The organism is Kitasatospora sp. P5_F3, assembly GCF_054049135.1.
This window is the reverse complement of sequence record NZ_JBFUMY010000028.1, coordinates 81,372-106,752: the sequence shown is the minus strand read 5'-3', so window position 1 is coordinate 106,752 and position 25,381 is coordinate 81,372. Positions and strand designations below refer to the sequence as shown.

The following is a 25,381-nucleotide window of genomic DNA, read 5'->3' as shown; positions in this document are numbered from 1 at the left end:
GCGCAGCAGGGCGGCCCGGACGGCGCGGTCGGCCAGCGCGGGGGCGGCAGCAGCGGCAGCGCGTACCGCCCGGTCGACCTGCTCGGGGCCCGACTCGACGGCCACCGCTGCTCCGGGCTCGCCGGTCCTGGGGTCGGAGGTGTGGACGGGGCGACGGGTATCTGACAGCACTGCGCGGGCCTCCTCGGCCGGGCCACCGGTCGGGCGGCGTCCGCCGGAACTGCGGCGCCCGGCCTCCCACAGCCCGGGTCTGTTCAGTATGCTGAACACCGTACGAATGGTTGAACCTCGCGGAACGCTACGCCGCGCGACAGAAGGGGTCAAGCACGCATGGATTCGACGGCCAACTCCGGCCCCGGCGGCGGCGCACAGGTCAAGTCGGCGGTCCGCACCGTCGAGCTGCTGGAGTACTTCGCCGGCCGCCCCGGCATGCACAGCCTGGCCGAGGTGCAGGAGCAGACCGGCTACCCGAAGAGCAGCCTGTACATGCTGCTGCGGACCCTGGTCGAGCTCGGCTGGGTGGAGACCGACGGCACCGGCACCCGGTACGGGATCGGGGTGCGGGCCCTGCTGGTGGGCAGCTCCTACATCGACGGCGACGAGGTGGTGGCGCTGGCCAGGCCGGCCCTGGACCGACTGGCCGAGGACACCGGGGAGACCATCCACCTGGCCCGCCTGGACGGCGCCAGCGTGGTCTACCTGGCGACCCGTCAGTCCCAGCACAGCCTGCGGCCGTTCACCCGGATCGGGCGGCGGCTGCCCGCCTACTGCACCTCGCACGGCAAGGCGCTGCTGGCCACCCACCCGGACGAGCGGATCAGGCAGCTGCTGCCCGCCGAGCTGGAGCCGATCACCGAGCACACCCACACCGACCGGGAGCAGCTGATCGCCGAGCTGCACGAGATCCGCGAGCGCGGCTACGCGGTGGACCGCGAGGAGAACACCCTCGGGCTGCGCTGCTTCGGCGTCGCGGTGCCGTACCGGACCCCGGCCCGGGACGCGGTGAGCGTGTCGGTGCCGGTGGCACGGCTGACGCCGGGCCGGGAGGAGCAGATCCGGGAGGCCCTGTTCGACGCCCGGGACCGGCTGACGCTGGCCACCCGGCACCTCTGACTCGCCGTCAATTTCCGTCCGGGCCCCGCACTTCGGTGCGGGGCTCTGCCGTTTCCGGCCCCGCCCGGCCTCTTGACCGCGGGCGTCCGGGCTGCCTATCGTCCCGGCCATGGATGCGACCGTGGTTCATGTCCTTGAACCCAGTCGGAGCGTATCGCCCTCGCATTCTCCTCCCCACCCGACGTCACGTCCGAGGAGTTTCGCCATGCGCGTTCCCCGCCGCACCGCCCTGCTCGCCTGCACCGCCGCCCTGCTCGGCGCCACCTGTGCCACCGTCACTCCGGCCGCCGCAGCCGATGTCGCGCACACCGTCCTGACCGCGAAGGACGGTTGGGGCTCGGCCACCACCGGGACCACCGGCGGCAGCAAGGCCGACGCCGCCCACACCGTCACGGTCACCACCCGGGCCCAGCTGGTCGCCGCGCTCGGCGGCAGCAACTCGAGCAACGGCTCCAACGCCACCGCGAAGATCATCCAGATCTCCGGCACCATCGACCTGAACGTGAACGACTCCAACTCCCACCTGGCCTGCTCCGCCTACCAGACCGGCGGCTACACCCTGGCCAAGTACCTGGCCGCGTACGACCCGGCGGTCTGGGGCACCTCCAAGGTGCCGTCCGGCACCCAGGAGGACGCCCGGGTCGCCTCGCAGAAGGCCCAGGCCGCCAGGGTGCAGATCAACGTCGGCGCCAACACCACCGTCGTCGGGATCAACGGCGGCAAGCTGCTCGGTGGCGGGCTGGTGGTGAAGAACGTGGACAACGTGATCATCCGGAACGTCACCTTCGAGGACGCCGCCGACTGCTTCCCGCAGTGGGACCCGACCGACGGCTCCACCGGCAACTGGAACTCGATGTACGACAGCCTGGTCGCCTACAACGCCACCCACGTCTGGGTCGACCACAACACCTTCACCGACGGTGCCAACGTCGACGCCAACCAGCCGAAGTACTTCGGCCGGTCCTACCAGGTGCACGACGGCCAGCTCGACGTGGTGAAGGGCGCCGACTACGTCACCGCCTCCTGGAACATCTTCAAGGACCACGACAAGACCATCCTGGTGGGCAACAGCGACAGCTCCACGGTGGACACCGGCAAGCTCCGGGTCACCTTCCACCACAACCTCTGGCAGAACACCGTGGAGCGCGCGCCCCGGGTGCGGTTCGGCCAGGTCGACGTCTACAACAACTACTTCGTGCCCACCGCGGGCAACTACGGGTACAGCCTCGGCGTCGGCAAGAGCTCGGCCGTCGTGGCCCAGTACAACTACTTCAAGCTGCCCTCCGGCGTCGCGGCCTCCTCGGTGCTGAGCAAGCTCAGCGGCACCGCACTGACCGCGAACAACAACTCGGTGAACGGCACCACCACCGACCTGATCGCCGCCTACAACGCCGCCCACTCCAGCAGCACGCTGGGCACCTCGGCGGGCTGGACGCCGTCGCTGCGGCTCACCGTGCACACCGCCTCGGCCGTGCCCGCCGCCGTGACCGCCGCCGCCGGCGTCGGCAGGATCTGACCCTCCCTCCCGCACGGCCCCGGCGCGCGCCCCCACCGCGCCGGCGCCCTCTTCCAGGAGAGCCGCATGCCCACCCGTCGTTCCTTCCTGCTCACTTCGGCCGCCCTGCTGGTCGGCAGCAGCGCCGGCCCGGCCCGTGCCGCCGGGAAGTGGGGCAGCTACGGCAGCCCCACCGCCCGGCTCAACTCCCGTACCCTGTACGTCGATCCGGCCGGCACCGGCGACCATCGCACGGTCCAGGCCGCCGTCTCCGCCACTCCCACCGGCACCGCCTCCGCCACCGGCTGGACCGTCGTGCTGGCCGCCGGGACGTACCGGGAGACCGTGCTGGTCACCGCCGACCGCCGGTACCTCACCCTGCTCGGCGGCACCGCCAGGGCCACCGACGTGGTGATCGTCTACAACAACGCCGCCGGCACCGCCAAACCCGGCGGCGGCACCTACGGCACTTCCGGCAGTGCCACCGTCACCCTGCTCGCGGACGGGTTCACCGCCCGGGACGTCACCTTCGCCAACGACTGGCTGCGCGCCGACCACCCGGAGTTCACCGGCACCCAGGCCGTCGCGGTCAAGGCGGTCGGCGACCGGTCGGCGTTCCACCGCTGCCGCTTCCTCGGCCACCAGGACACCCTGTACGCGGACTCCGCCGGCCTTGGCGTCTTCGCCCGGCAGTACTACCGGCAGTGCTATGTCGAGGGAGACGTCGACTTCGTCTTCGGCCGGGCCACCGCCGTCCTCGACGGCTGCGAACTGCGCACCCTGGCCCGGGCGGTGGCCTTCACCCCGCAGGGCTTCGTGTTCGCCCCCAGCACCGCCGTGGCCAACCCGCGCGGCTTCCTGGCCACCGGGTGCACCTTCACCAGCACCGCCCCCACGGCCGCCTACTGCGTGGCCCGTCCATGGGTGCCGAGCAGTGACACCACCGCCCGACCGATGCTGACGGTCCGCCGGAGCACCATCGGCGCGGGCATCAACGCCGGTGCCCCGTACGCCAACATGTCCGCCTCCTACCCGTGGCAGAACCAGCGCTTCGCCGAGTACGCCAACACCGGCCCGGGCGCGGTCGTCACCGTCCCCGCCAACCGCCCGCAGCTGACCGCCACCCAGGCCGCCGCGCACACCCGCGAGACGTACCTGACCGGTTCCGACGCCTGGCAGCCCTGGAAATGACGATGCCCCGACTCACCCGCCGCGCGGCCCTGGCCGCCCCGCTGGTCGCCGCCCTCGGCGCGCCCTCGGCCTCCGCCGCCACTCGGACCACGCTGTACGTGGCCGGGGACTCCACCGCCTCGGTGTACCGCACCACCGAGGCGCCCCGGGCCGGTTGGGGCCAGGCCCTGCCGGTCTTCGCCAACTCCCGGCTCCGGGTGGACGACCGGGCGCTGTCCGGGGCCAGCTCGAAGAGCTTCGCCGATCTCGGCCTGCTGGACGGCATCCTGACGGACCTTCGGCCCGGCGACCGGCTGCTGGTCTCCTTCGGCCACAACGACCAGAAGATCACCGACCCGGCCCGCGGAACGGACCCGTTCACCACCTACCAGGAGTACCTGCTGCGCTACCTGGACGGCGCCCGCCGACGCGGCGCCCTGCCGATCCTGGTCACCTCGGTCGAACGGCGCCGCTTCGACGCCGACGGCCACGCGTACGCCTCGCTCGGCCAGTACCCGCAGGCGATGCGGGAGTTGGCCGCCCGTGAGCACGTACCGCTGATCGACCTGACCGCCCTCAGCCTGGCGCGCTGGGAGCAGCTCGGCGCAGAGGCCACCAAGCAGCACTTCCTCTGGCTCCCGCCCGGTACCCACCCCAACTACCCGGCCGGAGTCAGCGACAACACCCACTTCCAGGCGCACGGCGCCATCGAGGTGGCCCGCCTGGTCGCCACCGAACTGCACCGCCGACGGCTGCTCCCGCCCGGCAGCCTCCGCCGCCCGGACGATCCGGTGGCCGACGACCGGCTCGACTGGCCCGCCGTCCGGCGCGAGGCTGGTGTTCCCTTGTCCGTGCTCAGTTGTCCAGGCGGCGCTTGCTGAGCCAGGCGACCATCTCGGGGTCGCGGTGGTCGAAGAAGAGGGTCGCACCGGTGTCGAGGGCGGCGATGTCGGACATCTGGTCGGGGTCGAGCTCGAAGTCGAAGACGTCGATGTTCTGCGCCATCCGGTCGGGGCTGACCGACTTGGGGATGGTGACGATGTCGCGCTGGATCAGCCAGCGGAGCACGACCTGGGCCACGGACTTGCCATGGGCGTCACCGATCTTGCTGAGGACGGGGTGGGTGAACAGGTTGTTCTTGCCTTCGGCGAAGCCGCCCCAGGCCTGGTGCTGGACGCCGTGCTCGCGCATCAGGGTGTGGTCGGGGACGCGCTGGAAGAAGGGGTGGGTCTCGATCTGGTTGACCGCCGGGGTGATCTCGTTGTTGATGATCAGGTCGAGAAGGCGGTCGGGATAGAAGTTGGCGACGCCGATCGCCTTGGCCAGGCCCTCGCGGTTGGCGGTCTCCACGGCGCGCCACTGGCCGTAGACGTCGCCGTAGGGCTGGTGCATCAGGTACAGGTCGACGTGGTCCAGGCCGAGCTTGGTCAGGGACGTCTCGAGGGCGCGGCGGGTGTTGTCCTGGGCGGGGGCGTCCTGGACCCACAGCTTGGTGGTGACGAACAGGTCCGCACGGGGGATGCCGCTGTTCTTGACGGCCCGGCCGACGGCTTCCTCGTTGCCGTACGCGGCGGCGGTGTCGAGGAGGCGGTAGCCGGCGGCCAGGGCGTCGGTCACGGCCCGCTCGGTGTCGTCGGCGGGGATCTGGTAGACGCCGAAGCCGAGGACGGGCATCCGGACGCCGTTGTCGAGGGTGATGTGCTGCACGGGGGGCTCCTACGAGAGAACGGGCTGGTGTGGCATGTCCTCCAGCCAACACCGCCCAGCGTGTCACCGGGACCGTCAAGCAGACCCTGACGAGGTCCCCCACGCCGGTGTTCCACGAGGTGACCGGCCGTAGGGTCGGAGCATGGACCGACGCAGCGAGATCCGCGACTTCCTCACCACCCGCCGCACCCGCGTCACCCCCGAGCAGGCCGGCCTCACCCTCTCCCCGCTCTCCGGCGCGCGCCGCGTGCCCGGCCTGCGCCGCGAGGAGGTCGCCCAGCTCGCCGGCGTCAGCGTCCCCTACTACACCCGCCTGGAGCGCGGTGACGCCCGCGGCGCCACCGACGCGGTTCTCGACGCCATCGCCCGCGCCCTGCTGCTCGACGACGCCGAACGTGCCCACCTCTTCGACCTCGTGCGCGCCGCCAACGCCGCCGGCACCGTGCTCCGCCCCACCCGGCAGCCTGTCCGCCCCGGCCTGCGGAACCTGGTGGAGACCATCGGCGGTGTTCCCGCCTACATCCGCAATGCCCGTCTGGACCTGCTGACCGGCAACACCCTCGCCCGCGCCCTGTTCGCCCCGGTCTTCGACAGCCCCGCCCGCCCGGCCAACGCCGCCCGCTTCACCTTCCTCGATCCCGCCGCCCCCGCGTTCTACCCCGACTGGGACGCCGTCGCCGACCAGAACGTCGCCACCCTGCGCGCCGAAGTCGGCCGCAACCCCTACGACAAGGCCCTGTCCGACCTGATCGGCGAACTCTCCACCCGCGGCGACACCTTCCGCCAACGCTGGGCCCGCCACGACGTGAGGCAGCACCGCGCCGGCGCGAAACGCATCAACCACCCTCTCGTCGGCGAACTCACCTTCACCTACGAGACCACCCAGCTCACCGCCGACGACGGTCTCTACCTCATCCTGTGCAGCGTCCCGCCCGGCAGCCGCGACGCCGACGCCCTCAACCTCCTCGCCAGCTGGAGCACCCCGCACAGCCGACCCTCGACGCCTGACGCCGACATCCCCCGCTGATCCAGGCGCAGCTGTGCTGCCGCCGAACCCGTTCGTGCCCCAGTTCAGTAGGCTCGCCGAGTGGATCTCCTCAGCTACGACGACGTCAAGGCCGCCGCCCACCGGATCGAAGGCCGGGTCCGCCCTGTCCCGGTCGCTCCCGCCGGGGACCGGCTCTGGTTCGCCCTCGAGCAGCTCCAGCACACCGGCTCCTTCAAGGCCCGAGGCGCGCAGAACTTCCTCGCCGCCCACCGCGAGGCCGGCACCCTCCCGCCCGCCGGCGTCACCATCGCCTCCGGCGGCAACGCGGGCCTCGCCTGCGCCTGGGCCGCCCGGCAGCAGGGTGTGCCCGCCACCGTCTTCCTCCCCGAGACCGCTCCGCCGGTCAAGGTCGCCAAGCTCCGCTCGTACGACGCGGACGTCCGCCTGGTCGGCACCGAGTACGCCGAAGCCCTGGCCGCCTGCGCCTCCTTCGCCGCCGATTCCGGCGCCCTCGCCTCACACGCCTACGACCACCCCCTGATCGCGGCCGGCGCGGGCACCCTGCTCGACGAGATCCACCGTCAGATCCCAGCCCTCGACACCGTCGTCCTCTCGGTCGGCGGCGGCGGCCTGTTCGCGGGTGTGGCCACCGCCGCCCGCCACCACGGCCTCCGCGTGGTCGCCGTCGAACCCGAGAACTGCCGCGCCCTCAACGCCGCCCTCGCCGCAGGCCACCCGGTGGACGTCCCGGTCGACTCCGTCGCCGCCGACTCCCTCGGCGCCCGCCGCGTCTCCCGCACCGCCCTGGCCGCCGCCCAGCACCCGGACGTCCACTCCGTCCTGGTCCCCGACCTCGCCATCACCACCGCCCGCCAGACCCTCTGGGCCGACCACCGCCTCGCGACCGAACACGCGGCAGCCACCGCCCTGGCGGCCCTCACCACCTCGGCCTACGTCCCGGACCCGGACGAGACGGTCGCCGTCATCCTCTGCGGCGCCAACACGGACCCCCGCGACCTCGGGCCGGTCAGGGGTTGAGCAGCCGCCCCAGCGCGGCCAGGTCCGCATCCGAGGCCAACCCGGCGTGGTAGAGGCGGAGTTCGTCTGCTTCGGGCACAGCGACTGGTGAGGCGCCGCCCATGCCCGCCACGATGCCGAGGTTGGCGGCGAGGACGGTGCCAGGACGGCGGTGCGGGGTGGCGGCGGCGGGTAGCAGCGGGGCGGGGATCACCAGACCGTCGGCGTGACCGAGCAGCCAGTCCACGTCGACGCCCGGGTTGGGGCCGTAGTGGTGCGGGGTGGGGTCGGCGTGCAGGAGGATACGGAAGCCAGGTGGGGCAGCGGCGCGGACGGCGGTGATCGCGGCGAGCTGGAACTGCCGGGCGGCGGTGGAGCGGTGGGTCAGGGTGACAGCCGCCAGGTCGGGGCCGAGAGCCGCTGAGAGCGAGGCCGGGTCCGGTGCGCCCCGCCAGAGCGGAGCCAGGGCGGCCAGCACTGCTGGGCGGAGCTCGGGCGGGCAGACAGCCGAGCAGGACGGGCAGAAGCAGAGCGACATCAGCAACTGCCCGACCGGGCCCAGCAGTACGCCGCCGATCTTGTCGTGGGCGTGCAGGTGCGCCAATCCGTACCAGCCGCAGGACTCCAGCTCGACGCCGCTCGCCCCGGGCCGGACGGCGGCTTCGGCAGCGAGCGCCGCGCCGTACTCGACCACCTCGGGCTGCGCGATGCAGAGCGCCCAGGCGTAGCGCTCGCCGTAGGCGTTCAGCACGGAGCACCGCGGATTCTCCTCCCCCAGCCGGGAGTTGTGGGCGAGCACCACCCAGGAGTGCACGTCCAGGCCGGCGGCGAGCAGCGCGACGCAGGCCTCGCCGAACGGGTCCGGTGAGTCGAGCCAGCTCTGCGGGTACGGGCTGAGCCCGTGCCAATGGCCGGGCGGGTAGTAGACGGCGGAGTGCCGGGCGGTGACGATCCGCCGGCTGGGGTGACGCGGGGTCAGCGCCCGGGTGGAGTGATAGGCCGAGGCCAGCGTGATCTGGTCCAGGCCCAGATCGGCGAGACGGGGCGCGGCGTCCGGGTCGCCGACGACATCCCAGGGGTAGAGGAAGGCGGAGGTCCGCACGGCAGTGCTCCAGGGTGAGGGGGCGCCCSGCGGGCGGGCCGGCGCCGACGGGGAGTCGGTCAGAGCAGCGAGCGGCCGTGCTTGATCAGTTCGGCCAGCTGGGAGACGTGCTCGGCGGCGGGCTCGGTGAGCGGGGAGCGGACCTGGCCGACGTCCAGGCCGTCCAGTCGGACCCCGGCCTTGACCAGCGAGACCGCGTAGCCGGAGCCCAGGTTGCGGAGCTCGACCAGCGGACCGAAGAAGCCGTCCAGCAGGCGGTTGGCGGTCTCGTCGTCGCCGCTGTTCAGCGCGGCGTGGAAGGCGAGCGCGAGGTCGGGCGCGAAGCAGAACACGGCGGAGGAGTACAGGGTGACGCCGATGCCCCGGTACGCGAGGCCGGTGAGCTCGGCGGTGGGCAGGCCGTTGAAGTAGCGGAACGGCATGTCCGGGTGCGCGGTGCGAACGGCGCTGACGATCCGTTGCATCCGGTCCAGGTCGCCGATGCCGTCCTTGTAGCCCACCACGTTGGGGAGTTCGGCGAGCCGGACCACGGTCTCCGGGTCGAGCACGGCGTTGTCCCGGGCATAGACGATGAGCTCCAGCCGGGTCGCCTCGGCCAGTTCGGTGTAGTGCCGCAGCAGTCCCGCCTGCGAGGGCTTGACCAGGTACGGCGGCAGCGCCAGCAGGCCGTCCGCGCCGGCCCGCTCGGCCCGCCGGACGAACTCCAGGGCCAGCGCGGTGCCGTGGCCGATACCGGCCACCACGGGCACGGCTCCGGCGGTTTCCTCGACGGCTGCGGCGATGACAGCCTCGTACTCGTCGAGGCCGAGCGCGTGGTACTCGCCGGTGCCGCAGGCGGCGAAGACGGCGGCGGCCCCGTCGTCGATCCGGGCCCTGACGTGCGCGCGGAAGGTGGTCAGGTCCAGAGCACCGTCGGGGGCGAAGGCGGTGACGGGGAAGAACAGCAGACCGTCGAGGCGGTCGACGAGAGCAGGCATGGCGGATCGCTCCTAGCGAGGCGCGGGGGTGGATGTTCCAGCGTTATACAGCATTCTGACCGCAGTCCACATCTGTGAACGCTGTATGGCCACACAGAGGGTTGACGACCCGTCAACGTCTCCCTAGGGTGTCCACGAATGTGAACAGCGTCCATGTGCGTGTCGCCGTGAGTCGCCATCGCTCCCCCACGTTTCCGAGAGGAGGCGAGCTAACCGATGGCTCTCGCCGCCCCACCCCCTGCCCGCGGCCACCGGCTGCGCCGGGCGCTGACGCCGTACGCGCTGATCTCCCCGACGCTGCTGCTGCTCTCCACCTTCCTGGTCTTCCCGGTCGGCAGCGTCCTCTACTACGCGCTCCAGCACCACGTGGTGAACGAGCCCTACGACGACGCCTTCGTCGGCCTGGCCAACTTCCAACGGATGTTCGGCGACGAGCAGTTCTGGAGCAGCCTGGCCTTCTCCGCCAAGTGGGTCTTCGCCGAGGTGCTGCTCCAACTCCTGCTCGGCCTGGCCCTCGCGCTGATCGTGAACGAGACCTTCGTCGGCCGGGCGGTCGCCCGCGCGCTGGTCTTCTCCCCCTGGGCCGTCTCCGGCGTGCTGACCACCAGCATCTGGATGCTGCTCTACAACCCGGCCACCGGCGTCTTCCACTACCTCGCCGAACTCGGCGTCGGCAGCGCGGGCACCTCGGTACTGGGCAACCCCGACACTGTCTTCGGCGCCGCCGTGGTGGCCGAACTCTGGCGCGGCGTACCGTTCTTCGCCATCCTCATCCTGGCCGATCTCCAGTCGGTGCCCAAGGAGCTGTACGAGGCGGCCTCGATGGACGGCGCCGGGCGGGTCCGCACCTTCTTCCACGTCACCCTGCCGCACCTGCGGGACGCGATCGTGCTGGCCACCCTGCTGCGCTCGGTCTGGGAGTTCAACAACGTCGACCTGCTGTACACCCTGACCAACGGCGGCCCGGCCGGCGCGACCACCAGCCTCCCGCTGTACGTGGCCCAACTAGCCCGCAAGTCCTACGACTTCGGCTACGGGTCGGCGCTCACCACGGCGGCCTTCGTGATCCTGCTGTTCTGCTCGATCCTCTATCTGCGGCTCAGCAAGTTCGGACGTGCGACGTGAACCGGGTGCTCCGACTCTTCCTGCCGCTCGCGCTGTACCTGGTCTTCACCGTGGTGCCGTTCTACTGGATGCTGCTCTTCGCGCTCCGCCCGGCCGGCTCCACCTCGCTGCTGCCCTGGCCGCTGACCTTCGAGCACTTCGAGACGGTCTGGAACGGCATGGGCTTCCGGGTCTACTTCCAGAACAGCGTCTGGATCGCCCTGCTCACCCTGGTGTTCGTCACCTTCTTCGCCCTGATGGGCGGCTACGCGCTGGCCCGGTTCAGGTTCCGGGGGCAGCGGGCCTTCCTGCTCGCGCTGCTCTGCACCCAGTTCGTACCGGGCGCGATGATGCTGATCCCGCTCTTCAACATCTTCCAGACCTTCGACCTGATCAACTCCCGCTGGAGTCTGATCATCGCCGAGACCACCTTCCAACTCCCGCTCGCGATGATCCTGATGAGCGGCTTCGTGCGGAACGTCCCGGTCGAGCTCGAGGAGTCCGCGATGGTGGACGGCTGCGGACGCATCCGCGCCTTCCTGGCCGTCGTCCTCCCGCTGCTGCGGCCCGGGATCGTCGCCGTCGGCTCGTTCGCCTTCATCGGCAGCTGGAACAACTTCCTCTTCGCACTGATGTTCCTCAACGACCCCGAGCTGCAGACCGTCCCGGTCGGCCTGCAGACCACCATCGGGGAGAACACCGTCGACTTCGGCGCCCTGGCCGCCGGTGGCGTGGTCGCCGCCGTGCCCGTCGTCCTGGTCTTCGCCTTCGTCCAGAAGTACCTGGTGCAGGGCATGAGCGCCGGCGCCGTAAAGGGCTGAACTGCCCTCCCCCACACGAGAACAGGACCCCACCCATGTCCCGCTCCCTGCGCACCACCGCCGCTGCGCTCGCCGCGCTCGGCCTGCTCACCGCCTGTGGCTCCTCCGGCAGTTCCTCCGACGCGGGTGGCAGGACCACCGTCACGTTCTGGGACAACAACGCCGGACCGGCCAGGACACCCCTGTACCAGAAGCTGATCGCCGACTTCGAGAAGGCCAACCCCACCATCACGGTCAAGTACGTCGGCGTCACCAGCGCCGAGGTGGCGGAGAAGTACAACACCGCGATCGCCTCCAACTCCACCCCGGACGTCGGCGGCGTCACCACCGCACTGCTCGCCTCGCTCACCGCGCAGAAGGCGCTCGCCCCGCTGGACGAGCTGTACGCCAAGAGCGCGCTGAACGGGAAGGTCTCGGCGAACTTCCTGGAGATATCCAAGAGCGCGAGCGGCGGCAAGGGGCTGTTCCAACTGCCCTCCTCCGGCAACCAGGACGTGATCTGGTACCGCGCGGACAAGTTCAAGGAGGCGGGCCTCGCCACGCCCACGACCTGGGACGAACTCTTCGCGACAGCAGCCAAGTTGACCGACAAGAGCAAGAACCAGTACGGCTTCACCATCCGCGGCGGCTCCGGCTCGGGCTTCCAGGTGCTGTCCGAGGCGTACGCCTACTCCGGGCTGACCACGATGTTCGACGCCGCCGGCAGGTCCACCGTCGACGACCCGAAGAACATCGCGCTGATCGAGAAGATCGCCGCCCAGTACAAGGCCACCACCCCCGAAGCGGACGTCTCCAACGCCTACCCGCAGATGCTCGCCCAGTTCCAGGCCAACCAGGTGATGATGGTCCATCACAACCTGGGCTCCACCCGGGATGTGAAGACCGCGCTGGGCGACAAGGTGGCCGGCTTCCTGCTCCCGGCCGGGCCGGACGGCACCTCGGTGCTGGCCAACCCCGTCGACGGGTTCTCGTTGTTCAAGAACAGCAAGAACAAGGACGCCGCCTGGAAGCTCATCGAGTTCCTCGACTCCCACGAGGCCAACAGCTACTGGAACCAGAACGTCGGCCAGATCCCCGCCAACACCGAGGCGTACGCCGACGAGTGGTACACCGGCTCCGGCATCACCAAGCAGGCCGGCGACTCGCTCAACTCGGCCGCCACCAAGCTGGTCCAGCCCCCGGTCTACCTGCCGCAGTACTCGAAGATCACCAAGACCGACGCCGAGCCGAACTTCCAGGAGGTCCTGCTCGGCAAGACCTCCGCCGCCGACTTCGCCAAGTCCGTCGCCGACGCCTTCACCAAGGCCCAGGCCGACTACCAGGCGAAGAACAAGTGACCGCCGTGATCGAGCGCGTCGAGGTCTCGGTCTTCACCACCGTCGCCAAGACCTCCGTCGACTCGCACGGACACCGCCATCCCTCGGAACCGCACGAGGTCCAGGAGGCGATGCTCACCGTCACCGACACCGACGGGGCGTCAGGCCGCGTGTTGGTCCAGCCGGACCACCTGCGTCCGCACATGCTGGACAAGTACGTCCGCCCCGCCCTGCTCGGCCAGGATCCGCTGGAGCGCGAACGGCTCTGGACCTCGCTCGCCCGCAAGCAGCGCGGCGCGCACGGCGGGCTGACCGACCGTGCGCTCGGCTTCGTGGACCTGGCGCTCTGGGACCTGGCCGGGCAGCGGCTCGGCCTACCGGTCTGGAAGCTGCTCGGCGGCGCCCGCCGGGAGATCCCCGCGTACGCCTCCACCATGTGCGGGGACCAGATCCCCGGTGGCCTGGCCACCCCGGCCGACTTCGCGGCGTTCGCCGTGCAGTTGGTCGACCGGGGCTACCGGGCGATCAAGCTGCACACCTGGATGCCGCCGGTCGCGGGCGCCCCCTCGGTGGAGCTGGACATCGCGGCCTGCACCGCCGTCCGGGACGCCGTCGGCCCGCACGTCGAACTGATGCTGGACGCCAACCACTGGTACTCCCGCACCGAAGCGCTCAAACTCGGCCGGGCGCTCCAGGAGTTGGACTACTACTGGTTCGAGGAGCCGATGGAGGAGGCTTCCGTCTCCTCCTACCGCTGGCTCGCCGACCAGCTGGACATCGCGGTGATCGGCCCCGAGACCGCCTGGGGCAAGAACTTCACCCGGGCCGAATGGATCACCTCCGGCGCCTGCGACATCCTGCGCACCGGCGCCACCGACGTCGGCGGCATCACCCCGGCCGTGCGCACCCTGCACCTGGCCGAGGCGTTCAATCTGGACTGCGAGGTGCACGGCAACGGCTCCGGCAACCTCGCCCTGCTCGGCGCCACCACCAACGGCCGCTGGTACGAACGCGGCCTGCTGCACCCGCACTTCGACTTCGACGAGGTGCCGCCGCACCTGCACTCGATCGTCGACGCCATCGACCACCAGGGCATCGTCACGTTCCCCGACCGCCCCGGCCTCGGCGACGACTTCGACCTCGACTACATCAAGGCCCACACCGTACAGAGGAGTTGACCATGCACGTCCTGCTCACCGGTGCGGCCGGCGGCGTCGGCACGCTGCTACGCGAGCTGCTGCCGCCGCACGGCCACGCCCTCCGTCTCGCCGACCTCCGCCCGGTCGAGGGCGGCCTGACCTTCGACCTCCAGAACACCGCCGCCGTCCGCGAGGCCGTCCGGGGCGTCGACGCTGTGGTCCACCTCGGCGGCATCTCGCTGGAGGACAGCTTCGCCAACATCCTCGGCGCCAACATCCAGGGCACGTACGAACTCTACGAAGCCGCCCGCCAGGAGGGCGTCAAGCGGATCGTCTTCGCCAGCAGCAACCACGCCGTCGGCTACACCCCCCTCACCGGCGAACCGATCGGCTCCGACACCCCCACCCGCCCCGACACCTACTACGGCCTCTCCAAGGTCTTCGGCGAGGGCCTGGCCTCCCTCTACGCCGACAAGCACGGCATCGAGACCGTCTCCATCCGCATCGGCTCCTGCTTCCCCAAGCCCCACTCCGCCCGCATGCTCGCCACCTGGCTCAGCCCCGCCGACTGCGCCCGCCTCGTCCACGCCGCCCTCACCGCCCCCGACGTCGGCCACACCATCGTCAACGGCATCAGCGCCAACACCCGCGCCTGGTGGGACCTTTCCACCGCCCGCGCCCTCGGCTACCAGCCGCAGGACAACGCCGAGGCGTACGCCGCCGAGGTCGGCGAACTCGACCCTGACAGCCCCGACGCCAGACTCCTCGGAGGCTTCTTCACCACCCTGTGACCAGGCGCTCCGCCCGCTGAGTGACCGTCAGTCCGCCTCACCCGCAGGGCCTGCCACCCGTACGGCGACTCCGCGTGCCGCCGTGGTGCAACCGTCCAGGAGAGGTGCACGTCCTTACTCTCGATCTGTACCGATCACGGGGGGCGAGATGGGCGTTGTTCTGCCCGACGAATTGGCGTAGGGATGAGCGAGGCGTCCGAACGACCGGAGGTCGAGCGGCTCCGGAGGGTTCTGCCGGAAGGCGTCCGTCTCGAGGTCGGCCAGGTGGATCTCGAGGATCTCTGCCGGCAGTACACCGAGGACGGTTACGAAATCACCTCCCGGCTCCGGGAGTTCCTCGCCGCCTACGGCGAGCTCTCCGTGGCGTGGCCGTTCCGGGATTCCGGCGTGGAGATCACCACGTCGACCGAACGGACCCTCGAGGGTACGCACGCCACCCCGAGGAACATCCGGATCTACGCACAGCGCCTCGGCCAGGGCGTGGCGCTGGTCGGGGTCGCGTTCTCCACCGAGGACTGCGTGTTGCTGGCCGAGAACGGCGACATCCTGCTCGCCGGGGACGCCGGACTCCAGCGGGTGGGCAACAGCTTCGAGTCGGCGGTGCAGGCTCTGGTGACGGGTAACTGGGACAAGACCTCCTTCTGACCATGACCAGGACCGTGATCGGTCAGCGACTGCCGACCGCCTGCTTGACCAGGGTGCGGCCGAAGTCCCACATCAGGCCGCTGCCCCGGTGGGCGTCGTCCATCACGTCGGTGAAGGCGTCGACGAAGCGGTCGACCTCGCGTTCGGTGATGATCAGCGGCGGAATCAGCTTGATCACCTCCAGGTGGTCGCCCGAGACCTGGGTCAGGATGCGGTGGCGCTGGAGCAGTGGCACCACCACCATCTGGGCGAACAGGCCCTTGCGTGCTGCCTGGAGGGCGGTCCAACCGGTGCGCAGTTTCAGAGACTTCGGCCGGCCGAACTCGATGCCGATCATCAGGCCCCGGCCCCGCACCTCGGCCAGCAGCTCGTACTTCTCCACCAGCCCGGCCAGCCGGGAGCGGAACAACTCCCCCACCCGGTGGGCGTTCTCGACCACCTTCTCCTCGCGCATCACGTGCAACGTGGCCAGCCCGGCCGCCATCGCCTGGGCGTTGGAGCCGAAGCTCGCGGAATGCACCAGCACCCGGTCCATCGAGGAGTACACCTTCTCGAAGATCCAGCCCTTGCCCAGGGTCGCCCCGATCGGGACGTACCCGCCGGAGAGGGCCTTGGCCGCGCAGACCAGGTCGGGCAGCACCCCCTCCTCCTGCTGGTAGGCGAAGAACGATCCGGTCCGGCCGATGCCGGTCTGCACCTCGTCGCAGATCAGCAACGCCTTGTGCTCGTGCAGCAGTTGCTGGGCCGCGAGCAGCCAGCCGGGCGGCGGGGCGAGCACACCCTTGCCCTGGATCGGCTCCACGATCAGCGCCGCCACGTCGCCCTTCCGCAGCTCCCTGGCCAGCGCGCCGAGGTCGCCGAGCGGGATGGCGGTGTCCGGCAGCAGCGGGTCGAAGCCCTTCCGGAACCCGCCCTCACCGTTGACCGAGAGCGAACCGGCCGTCAGGCCGTGGAAGGCGTGGTCGCAGTACAGGATCCGCTTCCGACCGGTGGCGTACCGGGCGAACTTCAGTGCCGTCTCGACCGCCTCGGTACCGCTGTTGCCGAAGAACACCCGGTCCAACCCCGGGGTGTACGACAGCAGTTGCTCGGCCAGCAGGCCGGGCAGCGGGGCGCAGTCGAACCGGGTCAGGTCCGGCAGGTCGAGGTCCATCACCTGCCGGACGGCGTCCCGGACCACCGGGTGGTGCCGGCCGAGCGCGAAGATCCCGAAGCCCGCGAGCATGTCGAGGTAGTCGTTGCCCTCGGCGTCGTAGAAGTAGGCCCCCTCCGCGCGCTCGTAGAACTTGTCGAACCCGATGGTGTGCAGCATCCGGGCCAGCTGTGGATTGAGGTACTTGGCCTGCAACTCGTAGCGCTCGGCGCCGCGTTCGGCGAGCAGTGCGGAGAGGTCGAGACGGTCAGCCGGCATGGCGCTGGTTCGCTCCTCGGTTCGGTAGCAGGTGCTTGGCGAAGACGGCGGTCTGGGCGGCCACGCCGGTGCCGGTGAGGCCGATCTCCTCCATCAGCTCTCCCCGCCCGGCGTGGTTGAGGAACTCCTGCGGGATGCCGAGATCGCGCAGCGGGACGTCCACCCCGGCGTCCCGCATCGCCTGGGCGATCGCCGAACCGACGCCGCCGGCCCGGCCGTTGTCCTCGACGGTGACCACCAGGCCGTGGGCGGCGGCGAGTTCGGGCAGCGCGGGGTCGACCGGCTTGACCCAGCGCGGGTCGACCACGGTGCAGGTGAAGCCCTCGGCGAGCAGCAGCGCCGCGGCGTCCAGGCAGGCGGGGGCCATCGCGCCGACGGCGACCAGCAGGATCTCGGGGGCGGGGCCGGTCCGTTGCAGCACGTCCACGCCGCCGATCCGCTCCAGCGCGGGGACGGCGGGGCCGAGGTCGCCCTTGGGGAAGCGCACCACGGTCGGCGCGTCGGCGACGTCCACCGCCTCCCGGAGCTGGGCCCGCAGCTGGTCGGCGTCGCGCGGGGCGGCCAGCCGCAGGCCGGGGACCACCTGGAGCAGCGACATGTCCCACATGCCGTTGTGCGACGCGCCGTCGTTGCCGGTGACGCCCGCGCGGTCGAGCACGAAGGTGACGCCGAGCCGGTGCAGCGCGACGTCCATCAGGACCTGGTCGAAGGCCCGGTTCAGGAAGGTCGCGTAGACCGCGACCACCGGGTGCAGCCCACCGGTGGCCAGACCCGCCGCGCTGGCCACCGCGTGCTGCTCGGCGATGCCGACGTCGAAGGTCCGCTCCGGGTACGCGGCGGCGAACTTGGCCAACCCGACCGGCTGGAGCATCGCGGCGGTGATCGCCACCACGTCGGGCCGCTCGGCGCCCAGCGCGAGCAGCTCGCTGCCGAAGGCCGAGGTCCAGGACACCCCGGCGGAGGGCGAGACCGGCAGGCACGTGTACGGGTCCATCGCGCCGACCGCGTGGAAGCGGTCCGCCTCGTCCTGCTCGGCCGGGCGGTAGCCGCGGCCCTTGACCGTCAGGCAGTGCACGATCACCGGGCCGCCGAAGCCCCGGGCCTGCCGGAGCGCCTGCTCCACCGCGCCGAGGTCGTGGCCGTCGATCGGGCCCAGGTACTTGAGGCCGAGGTCCTCGAACATCCCCTGCGGGGTGAACGCGTCCTTGAAGCCCTTCTTCGCCCCGTGCAGCGCGCCGAACAGCGGCTGGCCGACCAGCGGGGTGCGCTGCAGCGCCTCCTTGCCGAGCGCCAGGAAGCGTTCGTAGCCCTGGGTGGTGCGCAGCGTGGCCAGGTGGTGGGCCAGGCCGCCGATGGTCTTCGCGTACGAGCGCTCGTTGTCGTTCACCACGATCACCAGCGGGCGGTCGCTCGCCTCGGCGATGTTGTTCAGCGCCTCCCAGGCCATCCCGCCGGTGAGCGCCCCGTCGCCGATCACCGCGACGGTGTGCCGGCCGGGGGTGCCGAGCAGCTGGTGCGCCTTGGCCAGGCCGTCGGCGTAGCCGAGGGCGGTGGAGGCGTGCGAGTTCTCGATCACGTCGTGTTCGGACTCGGCGCGGGACGGGTAGCCGGACAGGCCGCCCTGCATCCGCAGCCGGGAGAAGTCCTGACGGCCCGTGAGCAGCTTGTGGACGTACGCCTGGTGCCCGGTGTCCCAGAGGATCCGGTCGTACGGGGAGTCGAAGACCCGGTGCAGCGCGATGGTCAGCTCGACCACCCCCAGGTTGGGGCCGAGGTGGCCACCGGTCCGGGTCACCGCATCCACCAGGAAGTCGCGGATCTCGTCGGCCAACTGCCCGAGCTCGGCCGGGGAGAGGCTGCGGAGATCGGCGGGCCCCTGGACGGTGGACAGAAGTGACATGGTTTCACCTCGCGGCTCGGGTCTGGCTGATGACGGTCCGGATGATGACTGTCTGTACTCAGCCTGCGGTCATCACCGGTGGCGCGCCTGTTGGGGGGCCCGCCGGCGGGGGCCCCACAGGGCTCAGGCCTTGCTGGTGAGGGTCTCCTTGACGGCCCGGATGGACTCCTTGAGCGAGCCCATGGTGGCCAGTACGGCGGTTGGTTCGTACCCGCAGTGCGCCATGCAGTTCTCGCAGCGCGGGTCCTTGCCGCGGCCGTACTTGGCCCAGTCGGTCTTCTCGATCAGCTCCTGGTAGGTCGGCACATAGCCGTCCGACATCAGGTAGCAGGGGCGCTGCCAGCCGAACAGCGAGTAGTTCGGGATGCCCCAGGCGGTGCACTCGAAGTCCACCTTGCCCTCCAGGAAGTCCAGGAAGAGCGGGCTGTGGTTGAGGCGCCAGCGGCGCCGGTTGCCGCCCGCGAAGGTCTTCCGGAACAGCTCCCTGGTCTGCTCGACACCGAGGAAGTGCTCCTGGTCGGGGGCCTTCTCGTAGGCGAACGCCGGGGAGATCATCATCTCGTCGACGTGCAGCTCGTCGTTCAGGTAGTCGAGCACCTCGATGATGGTCTGCGGGGTGTCGGTGTTGAAGAAGGTCGAGTTGGTGGTGACCCGGAAGCCCTGCCGCTTGGCCTCCTTGATCGCCTCCACCGCCTCGTCGAAGGTGCCCTCCTTGGCCACCGAGGCGTCGTGCCGCTCGCGCAGGCCGTCGATGTGCACGGTGAAGGTGAGGTACGGCGAGGGGGTGAACTTCTCCAGCTTCTTGCGCAGCAGCAGCGCGTTGGTGCAGAGGAAGACGTACTTGCGGCGGGCCACCAGCTGGCGGACGATCTCGTCGATCTGCGGGTGCATCAGCGGTTCGCCGCCTGCGATCGACACCATCGGGGCGCCTGACTCCAGGACCGCGCCGACCGCCTGGGCGACCGGCATCCGCTGCTTGAGCACCCCGGCCGGGTGCTGGATCTTCCCGCAGCCCTCGCAGGCGAGGTTGCAGGCGAACAGCGGTTCCAGCTCCACGATCAGCGGGAACTTGTCCCGCCGCTTGATCAATTTCTGCTGCATGAGGTAGGTGCTGACCCGCATGGTCTGGCGCAGCGGCATTGCCATGACTAGCTCGCCTCCTGAGGGAGCGTCGAGGACTGTGGAGCATGGATCGGGTCGGTGACGGCCTGTCGGTACCAGGCGGTGAGCGCCGGGACGGCGATCCGCAGGGTGCGCCAGGCGTGCAGTCCGGCCGGCAGGGTGCCGGGGCGGAGCAGTTCGCGGCTGGGGGTGTCGACCACCACCCGCAGTACGGCGGTGGGCAGGGCGGGCCGCAGCTCGGCCCGGGCCGCTAGGACGGCGGCCGCCTCCATGTCCACCGCCCGGGCTCCGGTGGCGTACAGGGCGCGGCGCTCCGCACCCCGCACCACGCGGTCGGCGGTGTGGTGCGGGCCGATGTGGGCGGTCAGGCCGCGGGCGGTGAGTTCGGCGGCCATCGCCTTGGCGGACTCCAGCGGCCACTCCTCGCCCTCGCCGTTGCGGACGGCGTCGGCCACGATGATGTCGCCGGGCTCGACGCCCGGCCCCACCGCCGCACCGAAGCCGGCCACCACCAGCGCCCCGTAGCCGTCCAGGGAGAGCAGGTTCCCGACGCAGCGCCGGGCCCTGACCCGCCCGACCCCGGTCCGGACCAGCACCGGCGGCTCGGCCCAGTCGCCACCGCGCAGCGCCCAGACCTCGGGGGCGAGCGCACAGACCACCAGCAGCGGAGCGTTGACGCCTGCAGCGGGCTCGGGGGCACGGAAGGAGAGTTCGCCTGCGGCGGGCTTCGGTGAGTGGCGAGGGGTGTCGCCTGCGGCGGGCTTCGGAGCGGCGCTCATGTCCGGCCTCCCGTCAGCGGGCTGCCGTGCAGGTAGCGGCCGAGGGCGGTGACCGGGAAGACCAGCCGGTACAGGTGGTAGTTGATCGAGAAGTCCCACGGGAAGCCCGTCCCGGTGAACTGCGGCTCGTCCCAGCTGCCGCTGGGCAGCTGGGTGCGGCAGAGCCACTGCACCCCGCGCTCGACCGACTCGCTGCGCGCCCCGTCCGGGCCCTCGCCGGCCGACAGCAGGGCCATCAGGGCCCAGGCGGTCTGCGAGGCGGTGGAGTCGCCACGTCCGGACCAGTGCTCCGGGTCCTCGTACGAACGCATGTCCTCGCCCCAGCCGCCGTCCGGGTTCTGCCGGTCCTCCAGCCAGCTGACGGCGCGTCGGATCGCCGGGTGCCCGATCGGCAGCCCGGCCGCGACCAGGGCGGGCAGCACCGAGCCGGTGCCGTAGATGTAGTTGGTGCCCCAGCGGCCGAACCAGGAGCCGTCCGCCTCCTGGTTCTTCAGCAGCCAGTCGACGCCGCGCCTGGTCCGCCGGTCGTCGGCCAGGCCGGTCTCGGCGAGCATCTCCACCACGTGCGCGGTGACGTCGGCGGAGGGCGGGTCGACCACCTCGCCGAAGTCGCAGAACGGCAGCTTGTTCGGCAGGGTGCTGGTGTTGTCGACGTCGAAGGCGCCCCAGGCACCGTTCTTGGACTGCATGCCGAGGTTCCACTCGACTCCGCGTTTCACCGCGCCCGAGAGCTTCTCCCGGTCGGGGTGGGCGACCCGCTGGAGGGCGAGCACCACCTCGGCGGTGTCGTCGATGTCGGGGTAGTTGTCGTTCTCGAACTCGAACGCCCAGCCGCCGGGCGCCAGCCGGGGCCGCTGGACGGCCCAGTCGCCGGGCCTGGTGATCTCCTCGGCGAGCATCCAGTCCACCGCCGAGACCAGCGCGGGGTGGTCGGCGGGCAGGCCCGCGTCCCGCAGCGCGATGGTGGCCAGGCAGGTGTCCCAGACCGGGGACTGACAGGCCTCCAGCCAGCGGGCGCCGTCCTCGGTGTGCACGGTGAACCGGTCGAAGGCGGCCAGACCGGCCCGCATCACCGGGTGTTCGAGGTCGTAGCCGAGCAGGTGCAGCGCGATCAGCGAGTAGACCGCGGGGGGCTGGATGCCGCCCCAGCAGCCGTCCGCCTCCTGGCGTTCGACGATCCACCGGCCGGCCTGGGCGAGCGCCACCCGGCGGAGTGGTTTGACGGCGTGCCGGTGGTAGACGTGCAGGGCCAGGTCGAGCCGCTCGAAAATGCCGTCCCAGCCGTTCAGCGGCGGGAGCGGCCTGGCCGGGTACGGGTCCGCCGGGTCGGCGTGCAGCTCGTCCAGGTCGAACGGCGCCGGGCGGACCGGGCGGTGGGCCGAGACCACGGTGAGCGGGACGATGGTCTGCCGGGCCCAGCAGCCGAACGCGTAGATGTTCAGCGGCACCCAACGGGGCAGGAAGATGATCTCCGGCGGCATCTCCGGCAGCCGGTCCCACGGCCACCAGCCGAACAGCGCCAGCCAGATCCGGGTGAACACCCGGCTGGCCGCGATGCCGCCGGCCGCCCGGACGTGCCGCGCGGCGGCCTGCATGTGCGGCGCGTTCGGGTCGTCGCCCGCGAGTTTGAGCGCGACGTATGCCTCGACAGTGGTGGAGAGCTCGGCGGGGCCGCCGTAGAAGGTGGACCAGGTGCCGTCCTCCCGCTGCTGGGAGCGGATCCAGGTGGCAGTGGCCTCGGTGTGCTCGGCGGTCCTGATGCCGAGGAACTGACGCAGTAACAGGTCCTCGGCGTCCATGGTGACGTTGGTCTCCAGGTCGCCCTTCCACCAGCCGTCGGGGCTCTGGCGTGACAACAGCTCGGCGGTGGCGCGGGTGAGCGCCTCGGCCGGAGTGGGATCGTCGGACGGTACTACCGCAGTCGGTCCGTCGGGTTCCCACCGTCTCGACCCGAGCGGCACCGCTGCTGCCGCCTGGGCCACCGTCACCTGACGGCCGTTCAACCGTTCTGGTACCGGCGGGCGTTCGCCCACCGCGGCCGGCTCGGGATCGTACTCAGGGTCGAGCCGGCCGTCCGCGGTTGCTGTCACCTCAACGTCACCTCTCTCGTACCACCACGAATTCGGCGAGTGCGACGAAGCGCTGGCGCACCTCGTCGGCCATCGGCACCTCGTCCAGAGCGGCGAGGGCGGTCCTGTGCTGGCGGCGGGCCTCGTCCTGGGTCCAGGACCGGCCGCCGGCCTGCTCGATCAGCGCGGCGCGGGCGGCGAGCTGCTGCTCGCTCTCCTCGCCCCGGCCGGCCGGGTCGGCCAGCTCGGCGGCCAGCCGACGGGAGGCGGCGCCGCCCTCGGCCAGCGCGGCGGCCACCGGCAGCGACTTCTTGCGCTGGCGCAGGTCGCCCCAGTGCGGCTTTCCGGTCACCTCGGTGGCGCCCCAGATGCCGAGCAGGTCGTCCACCGCCTGGAAGGCCAGGCCGAGGTGGTGACCGTAGCGCTGGAGCGCGTCGGAGGTGCGGTCGTCCGCGCCGGCCAGCACCGCGCCGATCGCGGAGGCGGCGGCCAGCAGCGCGCCGGTCTTGCCGCCCTCCATCTCCAGGCACTCCTCGACCGTCACCAGGTCGCGGTGCTCGAACGAGAGGTCCTGGGCCTGACCGTCGATCAGCTTGCGGGTCGCGGTGGTGATCAGCCGGACGGCCCGGGCCGCGTCGGCGGCGGAGGCGCCGCCGGTGACGGCGGCGTCCAGCAGGACCTCGGTGCCCAGGGCGGCCAGGCCGTCGCCGACCAGGATCGCCTGGGCCGGGCCGAAGACCGTCCAGGCCGTCGCCCGGTGCCGCCGCGTCTCGTCACCGTCCATCAGATCATCGTGCAACAGCGAGAAGTTGTGCACCAGTTCAACGGAGACCCCGCCGGGCACACCAACCGCGGCGGGCGCGCCGACCGCCTCGGCCGACAGCAGGGCCAGCGCCGGGCGGACGGCCTTGCCGCCGTCCCCCGCCACCGGGGTGCCGTCCCGGTCGATCCAGCCGAAGTGGTACGCGGCCACCGTGTCCATCGGCGCGGCCAGCCGGGCCACCGCCGAACGCAGCGGCGGGGTGCAGAGCTCGCGGCCACGGGCCAGCAGCTCCGGCACCGAGAGCGCGTCCGGCACAGGTGCCTCCTGGACGGAGGCGGCGGTTCCGGTGCGAGACTCCACGTACGTTCCCTCTCCCTGCTGGGGTGATGAGGCCGCGGCGAGCGGCCCGTCTGATGCGGCGTCGGTTCGAGTAGGTGCAGTGGTTCTGGCGGGGGCCGAGGTCATCGGGGCCACCTTCCGTCGCCCCGGTCCACCGGGCGGTGGCCGGTGGTGAGGGCCGCGTCGGCGGCCGCGTGGCCGCTGCGCACGGCGCTCTCCATGGTCGCGGGCCAGCCGGTGGCGGTCCACGACCCTGCCAGCAGCAGGCCTGGCACGTTCGTCCGGGCGGACGGCCGGAGCGGGGCGGTGCCCGGGGCGGGCGCGAAGGTCGCGGTCCGCTCCCGGGTGACGAAGAAGTCCAGCACTTCGGCGCCCTTGGCGGCCGGCAGCAGTCGCTCCAGCTCGGGCAGGTAACGCGCCCTCAGCTCGGCCACCGGCAGCTCGATCTCGTCCTGCACGGCGGACTGCGACAGCGCCAGGTACTGCGCGCCGGCCAACCCCGGACCAGAACGCGCCAGGCCGGAGTGCTGGGTACGGTCGAAGACCCACTGCACCGGCGAGCCGAGCGCGGCGAAGAACGGCCGGCGCAGCAGCTTGCGGTCGTAGACCACGTGCACGTTCAGGATCGGCGCGTGGCCGAGCTCGGCCAACCGTTCCTGCCGGTCGATCGCCCCGGCCGGGAGCAACGCGGCGGCGGACTCCTGAGCCCCCGCCAGCACCACGGTGTCGGCGGTCAGCAGCTCGTCGCCGTCGAGGCGGACCGCGTGCTGCTCGGCGCTCTTCAGCTCCACCGCGCGGGCCCGCAGCAGCACCCGCACCCCGGCCCGCTCCAACTCCGCGCGGGCCGCGTCGTGGTGGATCGCGCCGAGCGGGACGTTGGCCATCCCGATATCGGAGGCGCCGGGGTCGGAGAGCAGGCCGGTCTTGAAGACCATCGCAGCCAGCGCCAGCGAGGTCTGGTCGGCGGTGGCGTTCAGGGTGGCCACCCCGACCAGGTCCCACATCGCGGCCAGGGTGGCCGCGTTCTGGCCCTGGCGGCGCAGCCAGTCGCCGAACGAGATCTCGTCCAGCGCCGGGTCGTCCAGGTCGAGCAGCTTGAGCGCGAGCGCGGCCCGCACCACCCGCAGCCGGTCAGCGGCGGACAGGTGCGGGTAGGTGGCCAGGCTGCCGGCCAGGTGCAGCGGGACGGGCAGCCCGGCCCGGCGCAGCCGGCCCAGGGTGCGCCGGCCGTCGGCCGAGACGCCCAGCACCGGCACGTCGAGCCGGGGCTGAAGATCCACCAGACGGCCCGCACCCAGCCGGTCGATCAGGCCCCGGTAGGCGGTGCAGCAGCGCAGGAAGACGTGCTGGCCGTTGTCGACCGTCAGCTCCCCGCGCCGGAACGAGAAGGCCAGCCCGCCGAGCCGGGGCCGGGACTCCACCAGGGTGACCCGGTGGTCCGCCTCGGCCAGCCGCAGTGCAGCCGTGATCCCGGCCAGGCCGCCGCCGACCACCACCGCGGTGGGGCGCTTCGAGTCGTGCCGTACCGTCATCTGCCCCTCCCCCTGATGTGATCGTCCGTGCGGTCACCGCAGGCCGGTGCCGAACCGGGTCCAGGTGATTCCGCGCTGACA

The 25,381-nt window shown here is 71.5% G+C and carries 23 protein-coding genes; 12 read left to right on the top strand and 11 right to left on the bottom strand.

The window, feature by feature from the left end; all coding sequences use genetic code 11:
• A partial coding sequence (locus tag ACXJMZ_RS18235; protein WP_457031104.1) for a hypothetical protein occupies window positions 1-270 on the bottom strand: 270 nt, incomplete at its 3' end.
• A gap of 60 nt (window positions 271-330) precedes the next feature.
• Here ACXJMZ_RS18235 and ACXJMZ_RS18230 point away from each other — a divergent pair.
• The 4 genes from ACXJMZ_RS18230 to ACXJMZ_RS18215 all read left to right on the top strand — a co-directional run bounded on the left by ACXJMZ_RS18230 (window position 331) and on the right by ACXJMZ_RS18215 (window position 4,659).
• Window positions 331-1,113 (top strand): IclR family transcriptional regulator, encoded by a 783-nt coding sequence (locus tag ACXJMZ_RS18230; RefSeq protein WP_457031103.1) that lies wholly within the window; start codon window positions 331-333, stop codon window positions 1,111-1,113.
• A gap of 205 nt (window positions 1,114-1,318) precedes the next feature.
• Window positions 1,319-2,629: a pectate lyase family protein gene (locus ACXJMZ_RS18225; protein WP_457031102.1), complete on the top strand. Its 1,311-nt coding sequence runs from the start codon at window positions 1,319-1,321 to the stop codon at window positions 2,627-2,629.
• 66 nt (window positions 2,630-2,695) lie between these two features.
• On the top strand, window positions 2,696-3,799 hold the full coding sequence (locus ACXJMZ_RS18220) for a pectinesterase family protein (protein WP_457031101.1): 1,104 nt from the start codon (window positions 2,696-2,698) through the stop codon (window positions 3,797-3,799).
• Window positions 3,796-4,659 (top strand): rhamnogalacturonan acetylesterase, encoded by an 864-nt coding sequence (locus ACXJMZ_RS18215; RefSeq protein ID WP_457031100.1) that lies wholly within the window; start codon window positions 3,796-3,798, stop codon window positions 4,657-4,659. The genes ACXJMZ_RS18220 and ACXJMZ_RS18215 overlap by 4 nt, the downstream gene beginning before the upstream one ends.
• Here ACXJMZ_RS18215 and ACXJMZ_RS18210 read toward each other — a convergent pair.
• Window positions 4,634-5,485, bottom strand: a complete 852-nt coding sequence (locus ACXJMZ_RS18210) for an aldo/keto reductase (RefSeq protein ID WP_457031099.1) — start codon at window positions 5,483-5,485, stop codon at window positions 4,634-4,636. The two genes, ACXJMZ_RS18215 and ACXJMZ_RS18210, sit on opposite strands and share 26 nt — an antisense overlap.
• A 142-nt stretch (window positions 5,486-5,627) precedes the next feature.
• Here ACXJMZ_RS18210 and ACXJMZ_RS18205 point away from each other — a divergent pair, with 142 nt between their 5' ends.
• The gene (locus ACXJMZ_RS18205; RefSeq protein ID WP_457031098.1) at window positions 5,628-6,512 is read left to right on the top strand and encodes a helix-turn-helix domain-containing protein; all 885 of its coding nucleotides are present in this window, start codon (window positions 5,628-5,630) and stop codon (window positions 6,510-6,512) included.
• A gap of 60 nt (window positions 6,513-6,572) precedes the next feature.
• Complete coding sequence (locus ACXJMZ_RS18200) at window positions 6,573-7,511, top strand: threonine/serine dehydratase (RefSeq protein WP_457031097.1); 939 nt, start codon at window positions 6,573-6,575, stop codon at window positions 7,509-7,511.
• On the opposite strand, the gene ACXJMZ_RS18195 is transcribed toward ACXJMZ_RS18200, so the two are convergent.
• Together ACXJMZ_RS18195 and ACXJMZ_RS18190 are read right to left on the bottom strand one after the other, a co-directional pair.
• Window positions 7,501-8,592, bottom strand: coding sequence for a hypothetical protein (locus tag ACXJMZ_RS18195; protein ID WP_457031096.1), 1,092 nt, complete (start codon window positions 8,590-8,592; stop codon window positions 7,501-7,503). The two genes, ACXJMZ_RS18200 and ACXJMZ_RS18195, sit on opposite strands and share 11 nt — an antisense overlap.
• 59 nt (window positions 8,593-8,651) lie before the next feature.
• The gene (locus tag ACXJMZ_RS18190) at window positions 8,652-9,569 is read right to left on the bottom strand and encodes a 5-dehydro-4-deoxyglucarate dehydratase (protein ID WP_457031095.1); all 918 of its coding nucleotides are present in this window, start codon (window positions 9,567-9,569) and stop codon (window positions 8,652-8,654) included.
• A gap of 216 nt (window positions 9,570-9,785) precedes the next feature.
• Between ACXJMZ_RS18190 and ACXJMZ_RS18185 the strand changes: the two genes are divergently transcribed.
• The 6 genes from ACXJMZ_RS18185 to ACXJMZ_RS18160 all read left to right on the top strand — a co-directional run bounded on the left by ACXJMZ_RS18185 (window position 9,786) and on the right by ACXJMZ_RS18160 (window position 15,385).
• Complete coding sequence (locus ACXJMZ_RS18185; RefSeq protein WP_457031094.1) at window positions 9,786-10,694, top strand: carbohydrate ABC transporter permease; 909 nt, start codon at window positions 9,786-9,788, stop codon at window positions 10,692-10,694.
• Entirely contained in the window at window positions 10,691-11,494 is an 804-nt protein-coding gene (locus ACXJMZ_RS18180) for a carbohydrate ABC transporter permease (protein ID WP_457031093.1), read from the top strand. Before ACXJMZ_RS18185 ends, ACXJMZ_RS18180 begins: the two co-directional genes overlap by 4 nt.
• Before the next feature lie 35 nt (window positions 11,495-11,529).
• The gene (locus ACXJMZ_RS18175) at window positions 11,530-12,831 is read left to right on the top strand and encodes an ABC transporter substrate-binding protein (RefSeq protein ID WP_457031092.1); all 1,302 of its coding nucleotides are present in this window, start codon (window positions 11,530-11,532) and stop codon (window positions 12,829-12,831) included.
• A complete protein-coding gene (locus ACXJMZ_RS18170; RefSeq protein WP_457031091.1) occupies window positions 12,828-13,988 on the top strand; it encodes an enolase C-terminal domain-like protein in 1,161 nt (386 codons plus the stop codon). Before ACXJMZ_RS18175 ends, ACXJMZ_RS18170 begins: the two co-directional genes overlap by 4 nt.
• Before the next feature lie 2 nt (window positions 13,989-13,990).
• Window positions 13,991-14,740, top strand: coding sequence for an NAD-dependent epimerase/dehydratase family protein (locus tag ACXJMZ_RS18165; RefSeq protein WP_457031090.1), 750 nt, complete (start codon window positions 13,991-13,993; stop codon window positions 14,738-14,740).
• Between the two features lie 264 nt (window positions 14,741-15,004).
• Window positions 15,005-15,385, top strand: coding sequence for an SUKH-3 domain-containing protein (locus ACXJMZ_RS18160; protein WP_457031089.1), 381 nt, complete (start codon window positions 15,005-15,007; stop codon window positions 15,383-15,385).
• A gap of 22 nt (window positions 15,386-15,407) precedes the next feature.
• On the opposite strand, the gene ACXJMZ_RS18155 is transcribed toward ACXJMZ_RS18160, so the two are convergent.
• The 7 genes from ACXJMZ_RS18155 to hpnE all read right to left on the bottom strand — a co-directional run bounded on the left by ACXJMZ_RS18155 (window position 15,408) and on the right by hpnE (window position 25,300).
• A complete protein-coding gene (locus ACXJMZ_RS18155; RefSeq protein WP_457031088.1) occupies window positions 15,408-16,796 on the bottom strand; it encodes an aspartate aminotransferase family protein in 1,389 nt (462 codons plus the stop codon).
• The gene (gene dxs, locus ACXJMZ_RS18150; RefSeq protein ID WP_457031087.1) at window positions 16,786-18,696 is read right to left on the bottom strand and encodes a 1-deoxy-D-xylulose-5-phosphate synthase; all 1,911 of its coding nucleotides are present in this window, start codon (window positions 18,694-18,696) and stop codon (window positions 16,786-16,788) included. The genes ACXJMZ_RS18155 and dxs overlap by 11 nt, the downstream gene beginning before the upstream one ends.
• Window positions 18,697-18,819: 123 nt before the next feature.
• Window positions 18,820-19,842 carry an adenosyl-hopene transferase HpnH gene (hpnH, locus tag ACXJMZ_RS18145; protein WP_184921785.1) on the bottom strand — a complete coding sequence of 341 codons (1,023 nt, stop codon included), beginning with the start codon at window positions 19,840-19,842 and terminating at the stop codon, window positions 18,820-18,822.
• Between the two features lie 2 nt (window positions 19,843-19,844).
• Window positions 19,845-20,597, bottom strand: coding sequence for a phosphorylase family protein (locus ACXJMZ_RS18140; RefSeq protein ID WP_457031086.1), 753 nt, complete (start codon window positions 20,595-20,597; stop codon window positions 19,845-19,847).
• The gene (gene shc / locus ACXJMZ_RS18135) at window positions 20,594-22,558 is read right to left on the bottom strand and encodes a squalene--hopene cyclase (protein WP_457031108.1); all 1,965 of its coding nucleotides are present in this window, start codon (window positions 22,556-22,558) and stop codon (window positions 20,594-20,596) included. Before shc ends, ACXJMZ_RS18140 begins: the two co-directional genes overlap by 4 nt.
• Before the next feature lie 136 nt (window positions 22,559-22,694).
• Window positions 22,695-23,789, bottom strand: coding sequence for a polyprenyl synthetase family protein (locus tag ACXJMZ_RS18130; RefSeq protein ID WP_457031085.1), 1,095 nt, complete (start codon window positions 23,787-23,789; stop codon window positions 22,695-22,697).
• A gap of 101 nt (window positions 23,790-23,890) precedes the next feature.
• Complete coding sequence (gene hpnE, locus ACXJMZ_RS18125) at window positions 23,891-25,300, bottom strand: hydroxysqualene dehydroxylase HpnE (protein WP_457031084.1); 1,410 nt, start codon at window positions 25,298-25,300, stop codon at window positions 23,891-23,893.
• Window positions 25,301-25,381: the final 81 nt, after the last annotated feature.

Coding starts and splice junctions, on each gene's coding strand:
- ACXJMZ_RS18140 (WP_457031086.1), bottom strand. CDS start 20,597: ATGAGCGCCGCTCCGAAGCCCGCCGCAGGCGACACCCCTCGCCACTCA.
- ACXJMZ_RS18155 (WP_457031088.1), bottom strand. CDS start 16,796: ATGCCGGCTGACCGTCTCGACCTCTCCGCACTGCTCGCCGAACGCGGC.
- dxs (WP_457031087.1), bottom strand. CDS start 18,696: ATGTCACTTCTGTCCACCGTCCAGGGGCCCGCCGATCTCCGCAGCCTC.
- ACXJMZ_RS18220 (WP_457031101.1), top strand. CDS start 2,696: ATGCCCACCCGTCGTTCCTTCCTGCTCACTTCGGCCGCCCTGCTGGTC.
- hpnE (WP_457031084.1), bottom strand. CDS start 25,300: ATGACGGTACGGCACGACTCGAAGCGCCCCACCGCGGTGGTGGTCGGC.
- ACXJMZ_RS18215 (WP_457031100.1), top strand. CDS start 3,796: ATGACGATGCCCCGACTCACCCGCCGCGCGGCCCTGGCCGCCCCGCTG.
- ACXJMZ_RS18190 (WP_457031095.1), bottom strand. CDS start 9,569: ATGCCTGCTCTCGTCGACCGCCTCGACGGTCTGCTGTTCTTCCCCGTC.
- ACXJMZ_RS18225 (WP_457031102.1), top strand. CDS start 1,319: ATGCGCGTTCCCCGCCGCACCGCCCTGCTCGCCTGCACCGCCGCCCTG.
- ACXJMZ_RS18230 (WP_457031103.1), top strand. CDS start 331: ATGGATTCGACGGCCAACTCCGGCCCCGGCGGCGGCGCACAGGTCAAG.
- ACXJMZ_RS18165 (WP_457031090.1), top strand. CDS start 13,991: ATGCACGTCCTGCTCACCGGTGCGGCCGGCGGCGTCGGCACGCTGCTA.
- hpnH (WP_184921785.1), bottom strand. CDS start 19,842: ATGGCAATGCCGCTGCGCCAGACCATGCGGGTCAGCACCTACCTCATG.
- ACXJMZ_RS18175 (WP_457031092.1), top strand. CDS start 11,530: ATGTCCCGCTCCCTGCGCACCACCGCCGCTGCGCTCGCCGCGCTCGGC.
- ACXJMZ_RS18205 (WP_457031098.1), top strand. CDS start 5,628: ATGGACCGACGCAGCGAGATCCGCGACTTCCTCACCACCCGCCGCACC.
- ACXJMZ_RS18185 (WP_457031094.1), top strand. CDS start 9,786: ATGGCTCTCGCCGCCCCACCCCCTGCCCGCGGCCACCGGCTGCGCCGG.